Origin of the sequence: Stieleria mannarensis (assembly GCF_014154935.1) — a bacterium.
In the GTDB taxonomy this organism is placed as follows: Bacteria; Planctomycetota; Planctomycetia; order Pirellulales; family Pirellulaceae; genus Stieleria; species Stieleria mannarensis.
In genome coordinates this window covers 157695-174782 of record NZ_JACEHH010000012.1, presented here as the reverse complement: position 1 = coordinate 174782, position 17088 = coordinate 157695, and the positions used below count along the sequence as shown (strand labels likewise).

Annotated in this window: 15 protein-coding genes; 1 reads left to right on the top strand and 14 read right to left on the bottom strand. The window is 58.4% G+C overall.

Translation table 11 applies throughout. The features are described from left to right. Positions 1-123: 123 nt before the first annotated feature. The 11 genes from H1B37_RS10655 to H1B37_RS10605 form a co-directional block, all read right to left on the bottom strand. Positions 124-876, bottom strand: a complete 753-nt coding sequence (locus H1B37_RS10655) for an FAD-binding oxidoreductase (RefSeq protein ID WP_182866618.1) — start codon at positions 874-876, stop codon at positions 124-126. Between the two features lie 219 nt (positions 877-1095). Then, positions 1096-1818, bottom strand: coding sequence for an SDR family NAD(P)-dependent oxidoreductase (locus tag H1B37_RS10650; RefSeq protein WP_182866617.1), 723 nt, complete (start codon positions 1816-1818; stop codon positions 1096-1098). A 76-nt stretch (positions 1819-1894) separates the two neighbouring features. After that, complete coding sequence (locus H1B37_RS10645; RefSeq protein ID WP_182866616.1) at positions 1895-2140, bottom strand: hypothetical protein; 246 nt, start codon at positions 2138-2140, stop codon at positions 1895-1897. Positions 2141-2252: 112 nt separating this feature from the next. Further along, on the bottom strand, positions 2253-2606 hold the full coding sequence (locus H1B37_RS10640) for a lycopene cyclase family protein (protein WP_286177610.1): 354 nt from the start codon (positions 2604-2606) through the stop codon (positions 2253-2255). Positions 2607-2924: 318 nt separating this feature from the next. Beyond that, a complete protein-coding gene (locus tag H1B37_RS10635; protein WP_286177609.1) occupies positions 2925-5405 on the bottom strand; it encodes a family 78 glycoside hydrolase catalytic domain in 2481 nt (826 codons plus the stop codon). A gap of 130 nt (positions 5406-5535) precedes the next feature. Continuing rightward, the gene (locus H1B37_RS10630; protein ID WP_182866614.1) at positions 5536-5724 is read right to left on the bottom strand and encodes a hypothetical protein; all 189 of its coding nucleotides are present in this window, start codon (positions 5722-5724) and stop codon (positions 5536-5538) included. Positions 5725-5829: 105 nt separating this feature from the next. Next, positions 5830-7071: a DUF1559 domain-containing protein gene (locus tag H1B37_RS10625; RefSeq protein WP_182866613.1), complete on the bottom strand. Its 1242-nt coding sequence runs from the start codon at positions 7069-7071 to the stop codon at positions 5830-5832. A 550-nt stretch (positions 7072-7621) separates the two neighbouring features. Further along, positions 7622-7819, bottom strand: coding sequence for a hypothetical protein (locus tag H1B37_RS10620; protein ID WP_182866612.1), 198 nt, complete (start codon positions 7817-7819; stop codon positions 7622-7624). 27 nt (positions 7820-7846) lie between these two features. Continuing rightward, positions 7847-9304 (bottom strand): purine-cytosine permease family protein, encoded by a 1458-nt coding sequence (locus H1B37_RS10615; protein WP_182866611.1) that lies wholly within the window; start codon positions 9302-9304, stop codon positions 7847-7849. A gap of 77 nt (positions 9305-9381) precedes the next feature. Further along, entirely contained in the window at positions 9382-10668 is a 1287-nt protein-coding gene (locus H1B37_RS10610) for an L-rhamnose isomerase (RefSeq protein ID WP_182866610.1), read from the bottom strand. Between the two features lie 124 nt (positions 10669-10792). Next, positions 10793-11731 (bottom strand): AraC family transcriptional regulator, encoded by a 939-nt coding sequence (locus H1B37_RS10605; protein ID WP_182866609.1) that lies wholly within the window; start codon positions 11729-11731, stop codon positions 10793-10795. A gap of 216 nt (positions 11732-11947) precedes the next feature. Between H1B37_RS10605 and H1B37_RS10600 the strand changes: the two genes are divergently transcribed. After that, a complete protein-coding gene (locus H1B37_RS10600; protein WP_182866608.1) occupies positions 11948-12808 on the top strand; it encodes a helix-turn-helix domain-containing protein in 861 nt (286 codons plus the stop codon). Between the two features lie 91 nt (positions 12809-12899). On the opposite strand, the gene H1B37_RS10595 is transcribed toward H1B37_RS10600, so the two are convergent. Genes H1B37_RS10595 through sbnA form a run of 3 tightly spaced genes read right to left on the bottom strand, consistent with a single transcriptional unit; the run spans position 12900 to position 17051 of the window. Continuing rightward, the gene (locus H1B37_RS10595) at positions 12900-14369 is read right to left on the bottom strand and encodes a Y4yA family PLP-dependent enzyme (RefSeq protein WP_286177608.1); all 1470 of its coding nucleotides are present in this window, start codon (positions 14367-14369) and stop codon (positions 12900-12902) included. Then, the gene (locus H1B37_RS10590) at positions 14359-16026 is read right to left on the bottom strand and encodes an FAD/NAD(P)-binding protein (protein ID WP_182866607.1); all 1668 of its coding nucleotides are present in this window, start codon (positions 16024-16026) and stop codon (positions 14359-14361) included. The genes H1B37_RS10595 and H1B37_RS10590 overlap by 11 nt, the downstream gene beginning before the upstream one ends. Next, positions 16023-17051 carry a 2,3-diaminopropionate biosynthesis protein SbnA gene (gene sbnA / locus H1B37_RS10585; RefSeq protein ID WP_182866606.1) on the bottom strand — a complete coding sequence of 343 codons (1029 nt, stop codon included), beginning with the start codon at positions 17049-17051 and terminating at the stop codon, positions 16023-16025. The genes H1B37_RS10590 and sbnA overlap by 4 nt, the downstream gene beginning before the upstream one ends. Between the last annotated feature and the right edge of the window lie 37 nt (positions 17052-17088).

The following is a 17088-nucleotide window of genomic DNA, read 5'->3' as shown; positions in this document are numbered from 1 at the left end:
TCTTACTGAGCGATTTGGCAATCGATCGAGATTCTCTCCCTCAGGGAGAGCCGGCGTTTGCGGAGCAAGCAGAATTCCGCTACTGCTAAATCGAGGAAATGCGTTGAAGCTGTCGGCCGTCCCCTACTCTTCAAAAACAATCGAATCAACTTCCGCGCCGAGCTCCTCCAAAGTACCCTTCAAATCATCAACCATCGACGGAGGCCCGCAGACATAGAACGGTTGGGAAAAATCATCGACTCGGCTTTCCAGCCAGGCTCTGTCGATTCGGCCGTGTTCGTAGTCGTGATGGTTTTCTTGCGTCAGGGTGCACACGACGGCGCGGCCCATCATGCGGAATAACTCCCCCTGTAAGAAAACGTCTTCGCGTGACTTGTTCGAAAAGAACAGCCGATTACCGTCTAATTGACCGCCCTGTTCCAGCTTTCGCAGGATCGCGATGAATGGTGTGATGCCGGCTCCGCCGGCGATGAACACCCCAGGTCCTTTGTACTCGATCGTGCCCCAAGGATCGCTGAAAATAACGCGGTCGTTGACTTCGATGTCGCGGCCCAGATGTTCGGTCACGCCCTCGTGCGAGGGAAACTGCTGGGTGGGGTAGGACTTAATGATGAACTCTAAACGCGGATTGTTCGGCAGGCTCGTGATCGTGAACGGGCGTGCTTTTTCTCGATAACGGACTTCGTCGATTGCCAACTCGACGGCTTGGCCGGGCCGGAAATCAAATCCCTCCGGCTTTTCCACCACGTACAAGCTGACGTTCTTGGCGAGTGGCTCTCGGTGCAGGACGCGGCCACGGTGTTCGCCGTAGTGATCCCAATTCGATGTTCCACTCTGGGGTTGTGTGTTCTGGGAATGTGTTTCTGTCGTGCTCATACTGGCTCCTGTTTGTCGTCAATTGAGAGAAGAGAAAATCGAGTGCACACACAGTGCCAAAGCTTGCGCAAGTGATTTACACGGGGCTGTCCACCAGTTGCCCCGCCGCCTTGGTTGGTGATTGATCAGTGCAGGCAAAAACCAGTCAGATCTGGGTCGCGAAATCGCATCGGGAATCGAGTGTGACCGGCCGCGTCGGCACGCGACCGTGCTACACCGTTACAGAGGGACGATCCCGGACATTCCCCCGTCGACGCCGAGGGTTTGGCCGGTGATCCATCGACTGCGCTGGGAGAGCAGGAACGCGGCCATCTCGGCGATGTCGTTCGCCGTGCCGTAGCGTCCCATCGGGTACTTTTCCGCCATCGCCTTTTTCTTCTCGTCGGTCGATAGAAGGTTGGCGGACAAAGGCGTCTCTATCAGCGCGGGCGCGATACAGTTGACGCGAATCTTCGGTGCCAATTCGGCCGCCCAAGTTTTTGCCAATGCCTGCAGCGCGCCCTTGGCGGCCGCGACGTAGCTGTGCATCGCGATTCCATGGTTCACCGCGACGGTCGAAAAGAAAACCGCGCTCCCCGATCCGGATTGCCGAAGTGCAGGGATCGCCGCCTGAAAACAGTTCATCGCCGCCACGACGTTCAGCTCAAAGTCCTGGCGAAGCAACTCCGCTTTGGCCGACTTGACCGGCCCCAAACGGATTGAACCGGGGCAGTAAACAAAGCCGGTCAAAGACGTCGGCAACTCGACTTTCGACAGGTCGCCGTTGACGACGTCGCACTCAATGTGTGTGACCCCGTTTCCCGCGAAGCGATCATCGCCCAGTCCCCCTCGGGTCCGGGAGACTGCGGTGATTTGGCAGTCTCGCTCGGTGAGAAGCCGGACCAGTTCCAAACTGATCCCATGGCTGCCGCCGATGACGAGGACATGGTCTTGATTGCTCATGTGTTCCTGCTGCGTTGTTGGGTGTCGAAGTGTTGCCGCGGCGTGACCGTTTGCGTGACGATCGCCGGCGATGGTCTCAGGAACTGTAGTCGTCTGGACAGGGACGGCGGGCTCGCATTGCGGCGCGCCTGGTAATCTGCTCGGCGCTGCGAGCGAGAAGATTCGTTGCGATTCCGATCAGAAAGCAGCCAATCGCGTAGGCAAGCGGCATGAACGAATACGATGCGTCTTTGGGGTTTAGCAGAACAAGCAGGAACAAGGCACTGGCCATAAAGGCGGTCAAGGAAACTCCAAGCCATGCCAGGTACTTCGCGTCATTCATCACAAACTCCGTTGGGAAAGGATCAGGGGTGAGAGGATGGGTCGGCGGGGTCGTCGGGATTGAAGATCGTCGCCGCAGTGTGACTGCAAACCGTGAGCCAACTGACCGGAAATCATTGGATCGCTCCTGATGAGAATGAACGGAGGAATTGAATCGGGCGCAATCCGACCAGCGTCGGTGGACATCCCACCACAATGCGAATCGCGTCGGTGAGGGTAAATCGGTGGGAAAAGAAACGCTCGATCGATGCGTCGGAGAGCACGCGATAGAAGCGTTGAAAGATCCGATATCGCTGTGCAGGGGCGACCAAACGGAACAGTAGCCGATTCAAAAAGCGCGAGTATCGCGAGCGCCAACGGTGCTGTTCGGCCAGGCGTTGGATCCGATCCGCCGCCGATTCCAAAGGTCCCGACGCAATTGCATCAGCAAACGCGACCGCCATCGGAAACGAGCACCCTGCCGACATCACGCCCACTAAGCACCGACAATTGAAGATCCATCGCTGGCGGTAACGCGAGGCTCCAATGGAAGCGGTAGGAAGGTTTTGGAGGTAAGAAGATGATTGAAGTCCAACGACGTGCATCTTCCAATTTTCTTACCAAAAATCTTCTTACCTAAATTCCGCAGGACGCTAGATACGGCCCCCTCAAGCCAAACCGACATGGTGTTCCGAGTCGAAACCCCGCGTTTCCGTCAAATTGTGACACCAACGCGTCGTAGCCGCTCACGATCCAAATCAGGGCAAAGGTCGACGCGAAAAAAAATACGCTGCCGTGCCTCGCTGTTACTTCACTACGAAACGGACCGATCCGCTGACCTCGTCAGCGACCACCCAGCGGTCGCCGTGTTTGGTTGCGGGAACCGGTGTGTCGTCGGCAAAGACACCGACGGAATCTTTGGGGGCGGGCAGATCCACCACCGCTGCCATGCCCTGGGGCAAGGACAGCGACAGATCGAACCAATCCTCGTTGGTCCACTGGATCTGAATCGCACCGCGGGAGGTGGGAACCTTGCCGCGGGCGAAGGACAGATCACCAGGACAGGGGCGAATGGTGGCCGTGTTCCAACCGGCGGTGCCGGGCTGGGCCCCCAACACGTGCCGTGGCAGCAGGTTCGCCGGTGCGGCGCCCCAGGCGTGATTCCAATCCTGATTGGGTTTGTACTTCAAGTCCCAGGCTTCCCAGGCGATCGTCGTCCCGCTATCGAGCATGTGTTTCCAGCTGCGGTCACCGTCGGCGAGAATCAGGTCCAGGGCCGCTTGAGCTTGGTTGTGGTGAAACAACGCGTCCATGAAATACTGGGCCGCGTAGGGGCTGCACCGCATGTCCGCTTCCGCCAACCAGTCGGCCACACCGGCGACGTTTTTGTCCGGGATCAAACCGAACACTAACGGGAAGAAATTCGCATGGATGCTGTGATGATCGGTGCCCACACCGTCACGGTAGATCCCGGCAGCTTCGTCAAAGAGTGTTTGGTGAAAGGAGGTTTTGGCGTGTGTGGCACGGGCCTCGAACGCCGCCGCATCGGCATCCTTTCCGATCGCGCCCGCCATTTCGGCCATTTGCTCCAACGCTTCAATGTGAAACGCATTGACGACCGTATTGATTTCGGTAAACACAAAACCATCGCGTTCGTTTTTCGGCCAATCGACAATGTCGTGTCGATTTTGATCCGACTCGCCGCTGCGAACCAATCCGTCAGCGCCGCTCCGATGAAGCAGCGTTTTTGTCTTCAGTGATTCATAGCGCTGCTTCAACCAATCGCTGTCGCCCGAGTACATCCACTCCGCATACGCCATGAACACCATGTGCGGTGCCCATTCACTCGGCCAAGTCCCGTTCTCCATCAACCAATCAAACGTTCGCGCCGCCATCGTGACGTCGTCATCGGTCGTGTAGTGACTCAGCTGATTCAGATAGGCGTCCGCCTCGTACGGGATCCGCTCGCGATCGCCGTCCACATAGACGCCCGCAAACGTCGTCGCTTTGATGCTGTATTTACACAGATCCCAAATGCGGTTCAACGTTTCGTCGGAACATTCAAAGGCACTGGCGTCGTCATTCCAAGTCGCCGAGAAAGCGGCCCGGCGACGAATGAGTTCAAACGGGAATTCAGGATCCACGCCTTCGATTTCGATCCAACGAAACGGCATCACCGAACGCCACGTCGGTGGCGTCAAGACCGCCGGAGGATTCGCATAAACCAACCCCGCCTGTTCAATGTTGCGCGAGTCGACCGGTGCCGGTACGATCCAGTTCCCACGCTGCTGGCCGAGGCGAATGGGGGTCATGCCATAGCGGACCGTGCCCGGCGGATCCTGGTCGATGCGTCCGTCCTTCAGTTTTTCCCCGAAATGAACCTTGGCCAAGCCGCGCCCCTCGGGCACCGGCATGACGATGTTTCCAAACGCGACTTTGCCGAAATCGAGCTGCGTGACTTGATCGTTGATGCGTTTGATGGCGACCGGAGCCTGCTCGGTCAACTCTGCATGTCGCTCGCCGGGAACCGCGGGCAACTCTTTGATGAACAGATTTCGGAATCGATACGTCTGGCCTTTTTCACCGTGATGCTGAATTCCGATGTAGCCCGATGCATCGGTTGCATCGCGAAAGCGAACGGTTTCCACTCCATTGACTTCGATCCGAATCAAGTCCTTCACGCAGGTCACGACGTACCGGTTCCAACCGTTGCGGTTGAGCGCATCGCGAACCCGCGGCTGTGAAAAATATTGCTTGGATTCTTCGGCGTGTTCAAGGAACTGTCCCGTGGAACGCCCTGCGGTGCTCGGCCAGATCCAACGGCGACGTGCTTCGTCATAAAGGCCGCCGGACCACCGTCGATCCGACCCGTCACACTCGGCTTGATAGCCGTAAACCTTCTTGGTGGCATCCTGGTCGACATGGCAGCGGAACATCACACCCGAATTGGCCGGGCCCTCGGGCAGATGGATCTCGACACTCAGTCGAAAATCGGAGTACTTCGTCTCGGTAACCAGAAAAAACTTCTTGTCGCCGGTCAAATGGATCTCACCGTCGACGACGTTCGCTTCACCGTGCGGATAGGGATTCCGCCAACCGGTCAGATCCTTGCCATTGAACAGCGGCCTGTAACCGCGACTTTGCATGGCTGCAAAACCGGCCTTCCAATTGGGGGCATGCACCGGTTTTGAAATCAAATCGAAATCCGGTGGTTGCGCCCCGGCAGATCCGATTGCCAGTAGTGCAACAACGAGGCAAAGCGATCGTAACGAGTTGAGTTTGGCCATAGGATTCAATCTTTGTGTCGGTCTTTGTTTGTCGCAAATGGTTTTGCCGTCGGGCGGAGGAACACCGAAAGCGTCTTGCAACGATCGCTGCAAGACGCTTGAGGTCTTTCGATGCCGCGTGCAGCGACAGCTATTCTTCCAGCTCCTCGACCTCGCCGTCTCCCTGCATTTCCTTTTCGGCTTGTTCGATCAAAGCGTTGTAGTTGTCGATCTCTTCTTGGTTTGCGTTCTGCGTGATGTTCTGGGGCCCATCGGAGCAACCTGCGATCAGGCAGCATAATAGCAAGACGACCATGGTGGGGCGTATGAAACGATTCATTGATATCCTTGGTAAGTGAGAGGTATTGGACGCCGGCCGCGGACCTGATCGAGGCAGAAGTAGCCCGAGGGAATCGCACGGCCGTGCGTCACGATCTTCCGCCGGCTACTGATTCAGCTGCTCTTCGATCACTTCGTTGAAGGCCCGACTGCCCAAAGCGCCCCACAGTCCGTAGGGGCTCTGCGCGCCGGCGACGGTCGGTGGGCTGTTGTGGTAAGCGATCTGGGGCGCATTCGGATCGCCCGCCTCGATGGAGTCCGTGATAAAGATCACCGCGCCATCGCCCATCAACACGTGGGCTCCGCCTTGGTGACGACTGGACGCCGCCAACGTGGAATCGTTGTGATCGCGACCACCGGAGCACATCGCCTTGTTGGGCGGACGCACCGTGTGAAACTGGGTGTACAAGGGGTAGCAGTCATGCCAACGGAAACCTCGGGCTTGCGTGGCATTGGCCGACGCGGTGGCGGCTGCGACCCAGAACCGCGGACGGTCAGGATCGAGGAATTGGTCGCCCCAGGACGGATTCCGTCGGCATTCTGCTCGGCCATGCCCGGGGCGATCGGAGTAGGAGTCCGAGCGGGCCAAGGTCGTGCGGGAGTCGCCATCGGCCAAATCGGTCGCGATTTCTCCACACAGGATCGTGTTGGACAGTCCATCCAGGATGTCGCGGAACTTCATGTCCTTGCAAAGCACGAACGCACCACGATGGCACTTGTTCGAACGGATCGCCTGTCCGCGGTCGTTGACCGAATAGGGCAGCGTGGCGCCGCTGGAAACTTCATCCACGTGCAACCACGGATCACGAGTGAAGACGGCGGAATCTCCCATGCACGCGGCATAGTTCGTGCGGCCGAGTGCGGGCAAGCCGACGCCCGGATCGCTGGGGCATCGCAACGTCGGAATCTCCGTCCCCCACGGCCCGTAGTCGATCCTGGCAACCCCTGGTCCCATGGCTTGCCAAGGCGGATTGCGAGGCGATCCGTCGGCGTTGCTCGCCAGCGGGTTGCTGATCTGTTGCCAGATGGCCTGTTGTTCCACGAAGGGCAAAATGCCGATCAAGAAGGAGCCGCGATGATTGATCGATGTCGTGTCGCTGGCGCGATCCCACATGTCGTGGCCGCCCTGGCGATACGTCCCACATCCCTGCAACGGCAATTGTTTGTACGCCGAATGGTAGTTGTGAATTGCCAGACCGATTTGTTTGAAGTTGTTGCTGCAACTCATTCGGCGCGCGGCCTCGCGAGCAGCCTGGACCGCCGGCAGCAAGAGGCCGACCAGAATGCCGATGATCGCGATGACCACCAACAGCTCGACCAGCGTGAATCCGGTGCGATGACGTCTCATCGAAGACTCCAGAGAATTAGAAAGAAGAAAGCGGAAGAGGGCACACGCCGACATAGGCGATGCACTGGGGTTATGTTAGGCCCCGTGTCGCCAATTCCAGCCGCCAAAGGATTGTCGTTTTGCGACACGTTTTGCCGGCCCCGTCGCTCTTTCGAGCACGGCGGCCCTTCCGCAGCGGTCGTTCTTCGCTGCGTGTGACGTTGATTCAATGACTGCAGGATTTGGCAACCGATGATGATTCTCTCCCTCGGACCGTCGGAAGAATAAGTGGCGGGGATTGATTGTGGGATAGGCTTCCAGCCTGTCGTTTTCGCCATGACAGGCTGGAAGCCCATCCCACTTATTCTTCCGACGTTCCCAGGGAGAGACGGCGTTTGCGCAGCAAGCAAACGCCAGAGAGCGCCGGCGGCTTGCGAAAGTCTTTGGGGACTTCCGCTACGATTAATTCCGTCACTTAGGCAATCGACGCCCCTCGCAGCGAGGAAAATCGCCTAAAGGCTAGACACCAATGGCCAGCGCGAACGCCCATCGCAATCCGCCTCTGGCCCGCTTAAATCTCTACCTCATCGGCGTCGATCGACAGCTTGCGGCTCATCCACACCGGCGTGGACAGGAACCAGCCGATGGTGCCCGCCAGTGCGGTCCACTTCACCGCGTCGATTCCGATTGCCCCGGCAAAATACAGCAGGCACGGGAGGGCAACGAGGCCCAGCGTGATCAGCGAAACGATTTTGGCGATGGATTGCATGAGATGACCTTGCGCTTGCGTGGAACCTTATCGGTTGACTTCAGATCGGTGCGATGCTTTCTGCGTCAACCTGCTTAAAACCAAGTACAGAACACCGCACGTGATCCAACACGGGATCACCGCATAGGCCGCGAACAAGCCTTGTTGGAAAATCAGATACAAGCCGACGGCGACCGGAAGCAGCCATGCGATCAGGACGGCGATGTTCGCCCGCGCCCCGCTTCGATCGGCGTACTCGTCTTGCATCCCAAACGTCTTCATCAGATAGAAGTCGACGAAGATCACGGCGCCCATGGGACCGAGCACGGTGCCGTAGGTGCCGACAAAACCGAGCAATTGTGCGGACAGGTTGGGGAACGCTCCGGCGATCGTTGCGATGGCACCGGCGACCATCGTCATCGCCGCCCGTGAGCGGCTCGGCAACACGCCTTGGAACGCCAGTCCGGCGCGATAGATCGTCGGGTTGGCTGTCGTCCAACCCGCGATCACCACGCACAGGATGCCGGCCCAGCCGAGCGAGTGAAACGCAAGCTGCCCGGGGTTTGCCACCACCGTTCCCGGCAAACCGACGTCTTCATCGCCCTCGGGAACCGGCATGATGGCCAGGCTGGGCTGCAACTTCAGCAATGCGGCCAGCAGCAGCGCGGCGGCGATCCAGGCCATGTAGTGACCGAGAAACATACCGATCGCCGGCGCCCAGCCGGCGGCCTTGCTGCGGGCGAATCGAAAGATCGACAGATCGGCCATCCCGAAGTGCATCGCGCCGTTGCACAACCATGCGAAAACGACGATTTGCCAAAAGCCGAAGCTCTGTTCGCCGTTGTGGGCCTGGACCGTGGCGATCGCTCCGCTCCAAAATTCGCCCTCGGTCAGGGCCGCAACGCTGTTCGCTTCCATCTGGGCCAGCGAGACGATCCCACAGGCGGCGAACACCGCGATCATCCACGGTGCCGCGATGTTGGCCACTCGGGCGACACGCTCGTACCCACCGGCGGCGACGATGGCGATGACCACGCCCACGACCGCCACCAACGCCGTGAACGAGGGATTGCTGAGTCCGAAGAAGTTGCTCGGCACATCAAAGGCGATGCCAAAGGGCACGCCCACCGCCGACGCGGAGACCGTGACCATCGCGCCGGCAAGAAAACAAAACAGCAACCCGTTGACGACGTTGTAAAACTTGACCAGCCCGCCACCGGCTATCCGCTCCAACTGGTAGTACAACGTCAAACGCTTGGCCATCGCGATCGGCACGACCAAGAATCGCCATGTCACCACGGCGAGCAAATTGCCCAGCAAAAGCCCCAGCAACAGATCGGACAGGCTGGCGCCGGCGGCAAGGAATAAGGGGCCGATCATGAATTCGGTGCCCGCGGCATGCTCTCCGGCGTACATGCCCCAAAACTTTCCGTTGCCCAGAAGCGCCGAATCCGGCACCGGTTCACGTTCAAATTCTCCGCCCGAATTCGACGTCTCTTCGCTCATAGATTCACTCGCGTTTTGATGGTTGATTCCTTGGCCCGATGGCGTCTCGGTGTTGCACGATTCATGACTTTACCCCGTTAGGGAACCTGCACCGAGGAACCGCGTGTGGGCTGGACAGCTGTTTCATACTCCCGAACGCGCTCAAGCCACTCGGCGCCGACAGGCACTCCGGTCGATTGGCAGTAGTAATCCCACACGGCCCCCAGCGGCATCGTCTTTAACTCCTCCATCAACGCCAGCCGCGTGGTGTAGTCACCGTCACGTTCGGCTTGTTGCAGCGTCTCGGTCGGTTCCAGCAACGCCGCCAGCACGGCTTTCAAGGTGTTGCGAGTTCCGATCGCCCACGCCGCAACGCGATTGATACTGGCGTCGAAGAAATCGAGCCCGATGTGAACGCGGTCCAAGTAGTCGCCGCGAACAATCTCCTGCATGATCGACTGGACTTCATCGTTGTACGTCACCACGTGATCGCTATCCCACCGCACTCCGCGGCTGACGTGCAGCAACAACTCCGGCACGTACAACAACACCGAAGAGATCTTGTCGGCGATGCCTTCGGTGGGATGAAAGTGTCCGGCATCCAGACACAACACCTTGTTCCGGGTCATCGCGTAACCCATGTAAAACTCATGTGAACCGACGACATAGCTTTCGCTGCCGATCCCAAACAATTTGCACTCCACTGCATCGAGCGTGTGAGCAGGTGCGAGTGGTTCGGTGAAGATCTGGTCGAGCGATTCGATCAGCCGTTGGCGGGGCGCTTTCCTGCTGGCCGGAGAATCTTTGTATCCGTCCGGGATCCAAAAGTTGTTGACGCACGGATTGCCTTGCGCCTCGCCCATTGCCGCAGCGATCTTGCGGCATGCCACTGCGTGATCGATCCAGAATTGGCGGATCTTTGAGTCGACATGTGCGAGCGTGAATCCGTCCGCAGCGTTTTCGTGCGAGAAAAAGCTGGGATTGAAATCCAAACTCAAGCCTTGGTCGGCCGCCCAATCGATCCACCCGCGGAAGTGTTCGACGCCGATTTCATCCCGATCGACCGGCCCATGGAATTCACCGTACAGGGCGTGAAGGTTCAGGCGGTGTTTCCCGGGGATCAGCGAAAACGCGAACTCCAGGTCCTCACGCAATTCACCCGGCGTTCGGGCACGGCCCGGATAGTTGCCGGTCACGGCAAGGCCGTTGCCCAGCGATTCTTCTCGCCCTTCAAATCCGATGACGTCATCGCCCTGCCAACAATGGACGGAGATCGGGACGGTGCCCAAACGGCGGATCGCTGCGTCCACATCGACGCCAAGATCGGCGTAACGCTGTCGCGCCGACTCGAAGGCGCGTTCAATGATTTGCTCTGAAGTGGCCAAAATCTTTCTCGTTGTAAGTGAGTTGGATGTTCGATGGATTCGTTGTTCGTGACGTCAGGCTGAAGGAATGTCGCAAGCGGACGACCGCAAGGATATCATGCCTGCAAGGAGGTGTATTCTTGACTCAATCAGCTCGGTCATGGTTTTCGGCTCGGTAGTCGCTCGGAGTCCTCGACTCCTTGCGTTGAAACACCCTGCACATGTGGCTCAGCGAGCTAAATCCCGCCGCGTAGGCAATGTACTTGATGGGCAGATTCGTCTCTCGCAGCATTCTGCGTGCGCGGTCGAGTCGACATCCGGTGATGTGTTCAAGCACGGATTGGCCCGTCGTCGTGCGGAAGTGCCGCTCCAGTGTTCGGGTCGTGACGCCGATTTGTTTGGCGATCATCGCGACGGACAACTTGCGGTGACTGTGGTTCCAAATCGTCAGCAATGCCTTGCGGGTGACCGGATCGACTTGGTCGTCCAATGCATCCGGCGTCATGCCGAAGTGCTCCGTGTCGTCGAGCACCTCGGCAGTGATCGTCAATGCCTTTGCACACAGCGAAGCCGGCTGTTGATCGGGATGCCGGGTGACAAAGTCGATGATCTTTTTGTACTGATCGACGACTTTCTCTGAACGGCTCAAACGCAAGATCGGTCGCGTGGGGGCCAGAAAGCCTCGATTCTGTAGGCTGAACAGCATTTCGCCTCCGATCGAGATCCAATACTCCGTCCAACCCGTTTCCTTCATCGGCCGATAGCGATGCCAAACGCCCGGAAACAATAGGATCATCGTTCCTGATTCCACTTCGGCATGTCCATGTTCATCCGATTCAAATTCTCCGCGACCTTGGTGCACGTAGACGAACTGAAACTCCGGCAGGACACGCCCTTGCTCCCATTTAAAATCATAAAGTTCGGGATGGTGTTGTTGCGGATAGGAAGCGTTGGGGGCCACTTCGTCCATCCCCGCCCCGGTCAGGTAGAAACCGAGGCTGATGGCCGCATCCGACACCGGCAGATAACTGAAGGCATTTCGGGTGGGGGTCTGAGGAGTCGTTGGAATCGTGCCGTCCGCCATCACACTTCATCCTTTAGGGCCGAATCAATCGCATCGCGTGGTTCGCTGGGGCGCAGTCTAGACCTTCCAAAATCGAAAAACCTTGACGATTTGCCCGGCAACTAGCACAATCGTCCCAAAGTGCTTTTCTTTCGTTCACGGCGTTCGGGCCCTAATCTTCGCGGCAACTCCCGGGCGATCACCTCTGCCAGCGGACCCAACCGGCGGGAAACAAGGATGAAAGTCCTAAGAAAACAAGACTGGTTTCATCCCGACGGGTTTCCGATCGTCGTCGAGCGTCGTGACCCCCAACAGCCGTTTGGGCTGCATTGTCACGAATTCTCGGAAATCGTCATCATCACCGGTGGGGCAGGATTGCACATCACCGGGGAAGACAGCTACGAGCTAAAAACCGGAGACACCTTCGTCATCGGTGGCGATCGGCCGCACGATTATCTCAACATGGATCAACTCAGTTTGATCAACATCCTGTTCGACCCGACCGAGTTGCCGATGATGCTTGGTGACCTACAGTCGCTTTCCGGTTACCACGCCCTGTTCACTCTCGAGCCGGCGTGGCGTCGCCGACACCAATTCACCAGTCGCTTGCAACTCAACCCGGCCGAGATCGGCGAGGCGTTGCGGTTGGTCGACAAACTGGACAACGAACTTGCCGCGCGACGCCCCGGTTTCGGAACCATGGCGATCGCCAGCATGTTGGAGCTTGTCACCTTTCTTTCTCGGTGCTACGGCGCGACGCGCAACTCGTCCAGCAAGTCACTGATCCGCATCGCTGAGACGATTTCACACATGCAACGCAACTCGGCACAGGCGATCTCGCTGGACGAGCTTGTGGACATCTCGGGGATGTCGCGGACCAACTACATCCGGATGTTTGAATCGGCGATGGGGGCGTCGCCGATCCGCTACCTGATCGGGCTTCGGATCGAAGAAGCGCGGCGGTTGCTACGGAGCACCGACCGCAGCATCACCGACATCGCCCTTGATGTGGGATTCTCCGACAGCAACTACTTCAGCCGCCAGTTCCGCAAGGCAACTGGTCATTCACCACGCGAGTACCGCAATCGCCATCGCTAGTGTCGTTTTCCCCCTGAACCGCGGATCCGCGTTCCCAGTGGTACGAAACGAGAACGGTCTGACCGTCGTGCGGCCGACCACGGTGCGCGGTTTACGCCGTGCACGCATGATCCGGTTGGTGATCGATCGGGTCGAGCGAGTCACTCTGCCAGAGATAGTTTTTCGCCAGCGGGAACTGGTGGGATCGACTTTCCAAAAAATGCATCAAATAGCCTGCAGTGTTCGGAAAGACAACAAGATCGCCGCAGCGGACTCCATGTGGAAAAACCAGATGCCGCAGCGAAAGCAGTTCGGATTCGGTGCAATAGGCGCCGACCAAGTAACCCGACTTGCTCCGATGATCGGAACGATTGCACGGCAACAAAATCGGATCGACCAGGAAATCGTCGCTCGACGTCCGACATTGCGTGCGATTCATCGACAGTCCGATCAACCAGTGCCCTTCGGCGTCCTGTTTGCGGAACTCAACACTCGCCACCGTCATGCCGCAACCGTCCATCAAGCAGCGGCCGGGCTCGCAACGCAATTCGACATTGGACGACGCGATCCGTTCCGCGATCGAAACACCGGCAACGGGAAAGTCCAGGATGCTCCGCAACCAGTCGCCTTTGGTCGGTGATTGAGAGTACGGATAAGAATTCGGCTCGCCGATGACCTCTCCGCGATGAACGTTCAGTCCCAACCCATGATTTCGATAGGTCACCTCGCTGCGTTGGCCCAGCAATGCGCTGCGGTGTTCGTCCCAAAACCTCTTCCATTGTTGTCCCGACTGTAAGTAGGACATCGGAAATCCACCGCCCATGTCAATGAAGACGGGAGAGTGTCCTCCGCGGCGGAGGCGGTTGATCCAGTCGAGAGATTCGGTCAAGGCCGCGACGCGTTGGCCCGCGTCATAGCCGTCCAAGTGGAAATGGACTCCCAGGACAGTGATCGGCAAATCGCTTAGCCGCTCGCATAGCGTTGCATCTCTGCCGACGTCGAACCCGAATCGGGTGGGCAGCTTTCGACCGTCGTGATGAAAACCACCCAGACGCAATGCAATGGAAGCCGAGCGTTCGACAGTTTTTGCGATCGAGACAATGCGATTCAATTCGTCCAGGTTGTCGACGACGATACAGATTTGACGATCGATGCACCGTTGCAGAAGTGCCTCGCTCTTGACCGCCGCCGTGCAAATCAGTTGACCTGGGTCGATACCGCGGTCGAGGCATTGCCGGACTTCATTTTCGCTGGCCGTGTCGACGCCGATTCCCGAACGTTTGGCTTGGTCCACAAACGACAGGCACTTATTTGACTTGCGGGCAAAGAAGATCTTCAAATCGATCTTCCGTTCGGATGCCACCTGACGGAGGGCATCCACGTTTTGTTCCATCGGCTCGGTGTGAATCACGTTTAGGGGCGATCCGAACTCGGCAACCCGATCAAACAACCGTTGATCACCCATGCACTCGAGCATCCAGGGTTCAAGCCGAGCATCCAGCGGCACTTCACCGTGACAGGACTGGCGTACAAATTCTTCTCGATCTGCGGGCGGCATCATCCGATTCATCTCAAATTCCATGATGATCGCTGGCCGGCGAATCAGTGAGGACGGCCATCCGGTTCGCCCAGCGATCAATTTGGTCGTGCAGCCCCCGAGACAACGTGTCGTTACCGACGACCCAGCCTTCCGTCGCCCGTCCGAAGATGGCAAGGGTGCAATCGGTGCCGGGGACAAATCCGTCCTGGTCGGTCACGATCGCGTGGGTCGGACCGTGCCGACGTACCGTTCCATCATCGAGCAATCCGGTGATGGGACCGAAGACACTGGGATCGTGGGGCCCGGCGATCACGGCATCAAGGACGCAATCATAGTTCTCGCTCTCCTGGGGCTGGCTGTCAATCTGCCCGAGCGTCACCACGTCCTGATGGATCAATGCGAGTAGTTTGCCGACGCTTTCGGCGGGTGGGCCGAAGGCGATTCGCTCCATCTCCGATGCAACCGCCCGAAATGACGGATACTGATCGTCGGCAAGCCCGCCAAAACTGACGAGCCTGACGAGCTGTGGATAGAGTCTCCGCCAGGATTCCCCCAACGCGTACGGAATGTCCTTGGGGAGCCGTCCCGTCGCGACGCCGTAAGATTGTCGCATCGCGTCGTAGGCCGCTGACGGATCCATTCGGTAACGCGACCACCCGCGGTACCAATTGAAAATGTCTCGTCCCCGAAATGTGTTTCCGCAAGACTGGTTCAGCAGACCGGCGGCCGCCTCCGAGACAACCGAAAAGATTTCACTTCGGAACCGGAGTTGACCGTGGCGCGATCGCAGTTCCTCCATTCGATTTCGATGTGGCTGCCAAAAATCATCTTCAATCGGCTCCACCCTCGCCGTCGGTTTGGCCAGCATCGGGCGGCCCGATCGGCTGCGCACATCGATCCGTCGGGGTTCGTCGCGACAGCGGCTGTAGCGAGGGAGTGGATCGCTTGCCAAAAACTCTCCCCCGCGGCCTTCGGTTAGCGAAAGCACCGCGTCGATCGCAGTCAGCCCCATTCCGCGGATGAGCACCGTGGTGCCGGAGCCAACACGCTGGTTTGAAAGTTGTGATTCGACAGGATAGATCTCCTGGGTTTTTCGCTGCGTCGAGTCAGGCTGATGATCGAGCGCCGATGACGGTCGCAAACCTTCATGTCCGGTCGCAAGCACCACAAGATCAAACGATGACACGCCTGAGTTGACTTCGACGTTCCAGCCGGTCGGACCTCGCCAAACCCGTCGAACACGCTCACCAATCACGCGGAATGACGCCGTCGGGAACCGCTGAGAGACCTCGCGAAAGCAGTCCGATAGGTACTCCCCGACAATCGCGCGGGGAATGTACTGATCCGTCATCGCCAGATCGGGGTAGCGATCAGACAACCAACGCATCAACGACTCTGATTGAGCTGAGGAAGGCTGGGGAGTGGGCCGCCAAAAATCAATGTGCTGCGTCGCATAATTCATCCGCAGTCCATGGGGCTGTTGTGGGTCATAGATGTGACCGGCCCCGGGTGATCCGGCCGGCTCGAAAACGGTCACGTCAATCGCTGACAGTTGTCGTTCCCCGATGACCCGGCTGAGCGTTTCAAGGCATCGCAGTCCGCGCGGTCCGCATCCGACGATCGCTAGTCGGACCCTTCCCCCGCCGCCGTTGTCCCGGCCCCGCGGTGCTGTCGCGTCCGGAAGATTCGCAATACTCACAATTCCACCTCAATTGACATTTGAACCTGATCCTCGTGAGCCAATCGTTTCAAGGCATGCGAGTCACAATCCAGATGCTCGCGAACCCAGTCGTCGTCGTAGATGGTGTCCAGATACCGGGTGCCGGAATCGTGGAGAATCGCGACGCAGCGTTTGCCGGCGAGTTGGTCCTGCAGATGCGATACCGACATCAACACGCCGCCGGCGGATCCCCCTACCAGGATCGCCTCTCGCTGGGCCGCGCGGCGACATCCGATCACGCAATCCAGATCGGTCACGCGATGCACTCGCTGAAATGATTGTCCGATCGCGAGTGGAGGCACCCTGCCTGCGCCTAGCCCCGGAATCTTTCGGGGGCCCGGCGATCCGCCGAATAATACGCTGCCCGCGGCGTCGACCGCGATCACGTCCACGTTGCGACCTCGGGAGGACAGGTAGTCACGACAGGCTTGTGCCGTTCCCGTGCTGCTGATCGCAACAAGAACGACGTCAAACTCCCCACCGAGAGCTTCATCGATCTCGCGAATCGTGCCTTCGGTGTGCGCCCGCGGGTTGTCAAGATTGCGATATTGGTTGGGCCAATAGCTCTCGGGCATCCGCTCCAACAATTCGCAGACCCGCGCGATTCTGGCCGCCAGAAAGTCTCCGTCGAGCGGCCGCTGCACCATTTCGATTTCGCCGCCCAAGGCTTCGATGATTTTCAAATTTTGTAGCTGAGCGCGCGGGTCAACGACACAAATGAAACGCAAGCCGTGGTACCGACAGGCCTGAGCCAATCCGATTCCCATGTTGCCGGACGATGATTCGATCACCGTATTTCCCGATCTTAGCTCTCCCCGCGCCAAGGCCTGTTCGAGCATCATCCGCGCTGGTCGATCCTTGGCACTGCCTCCTGGGTTAGAGGACTCCAGTTTGGCCAACAGCTCAACGTGATCACAGTCCAAGAATCGCGAGAGGCGAACGATCGGCGTTCGCCCAATCGCATCCAACACTCCATTCGCGATAGCCAAATTGCCTGACCCCATGTGCGTGCGAAACCTCGTCGCTGAAGGATTGATGAAC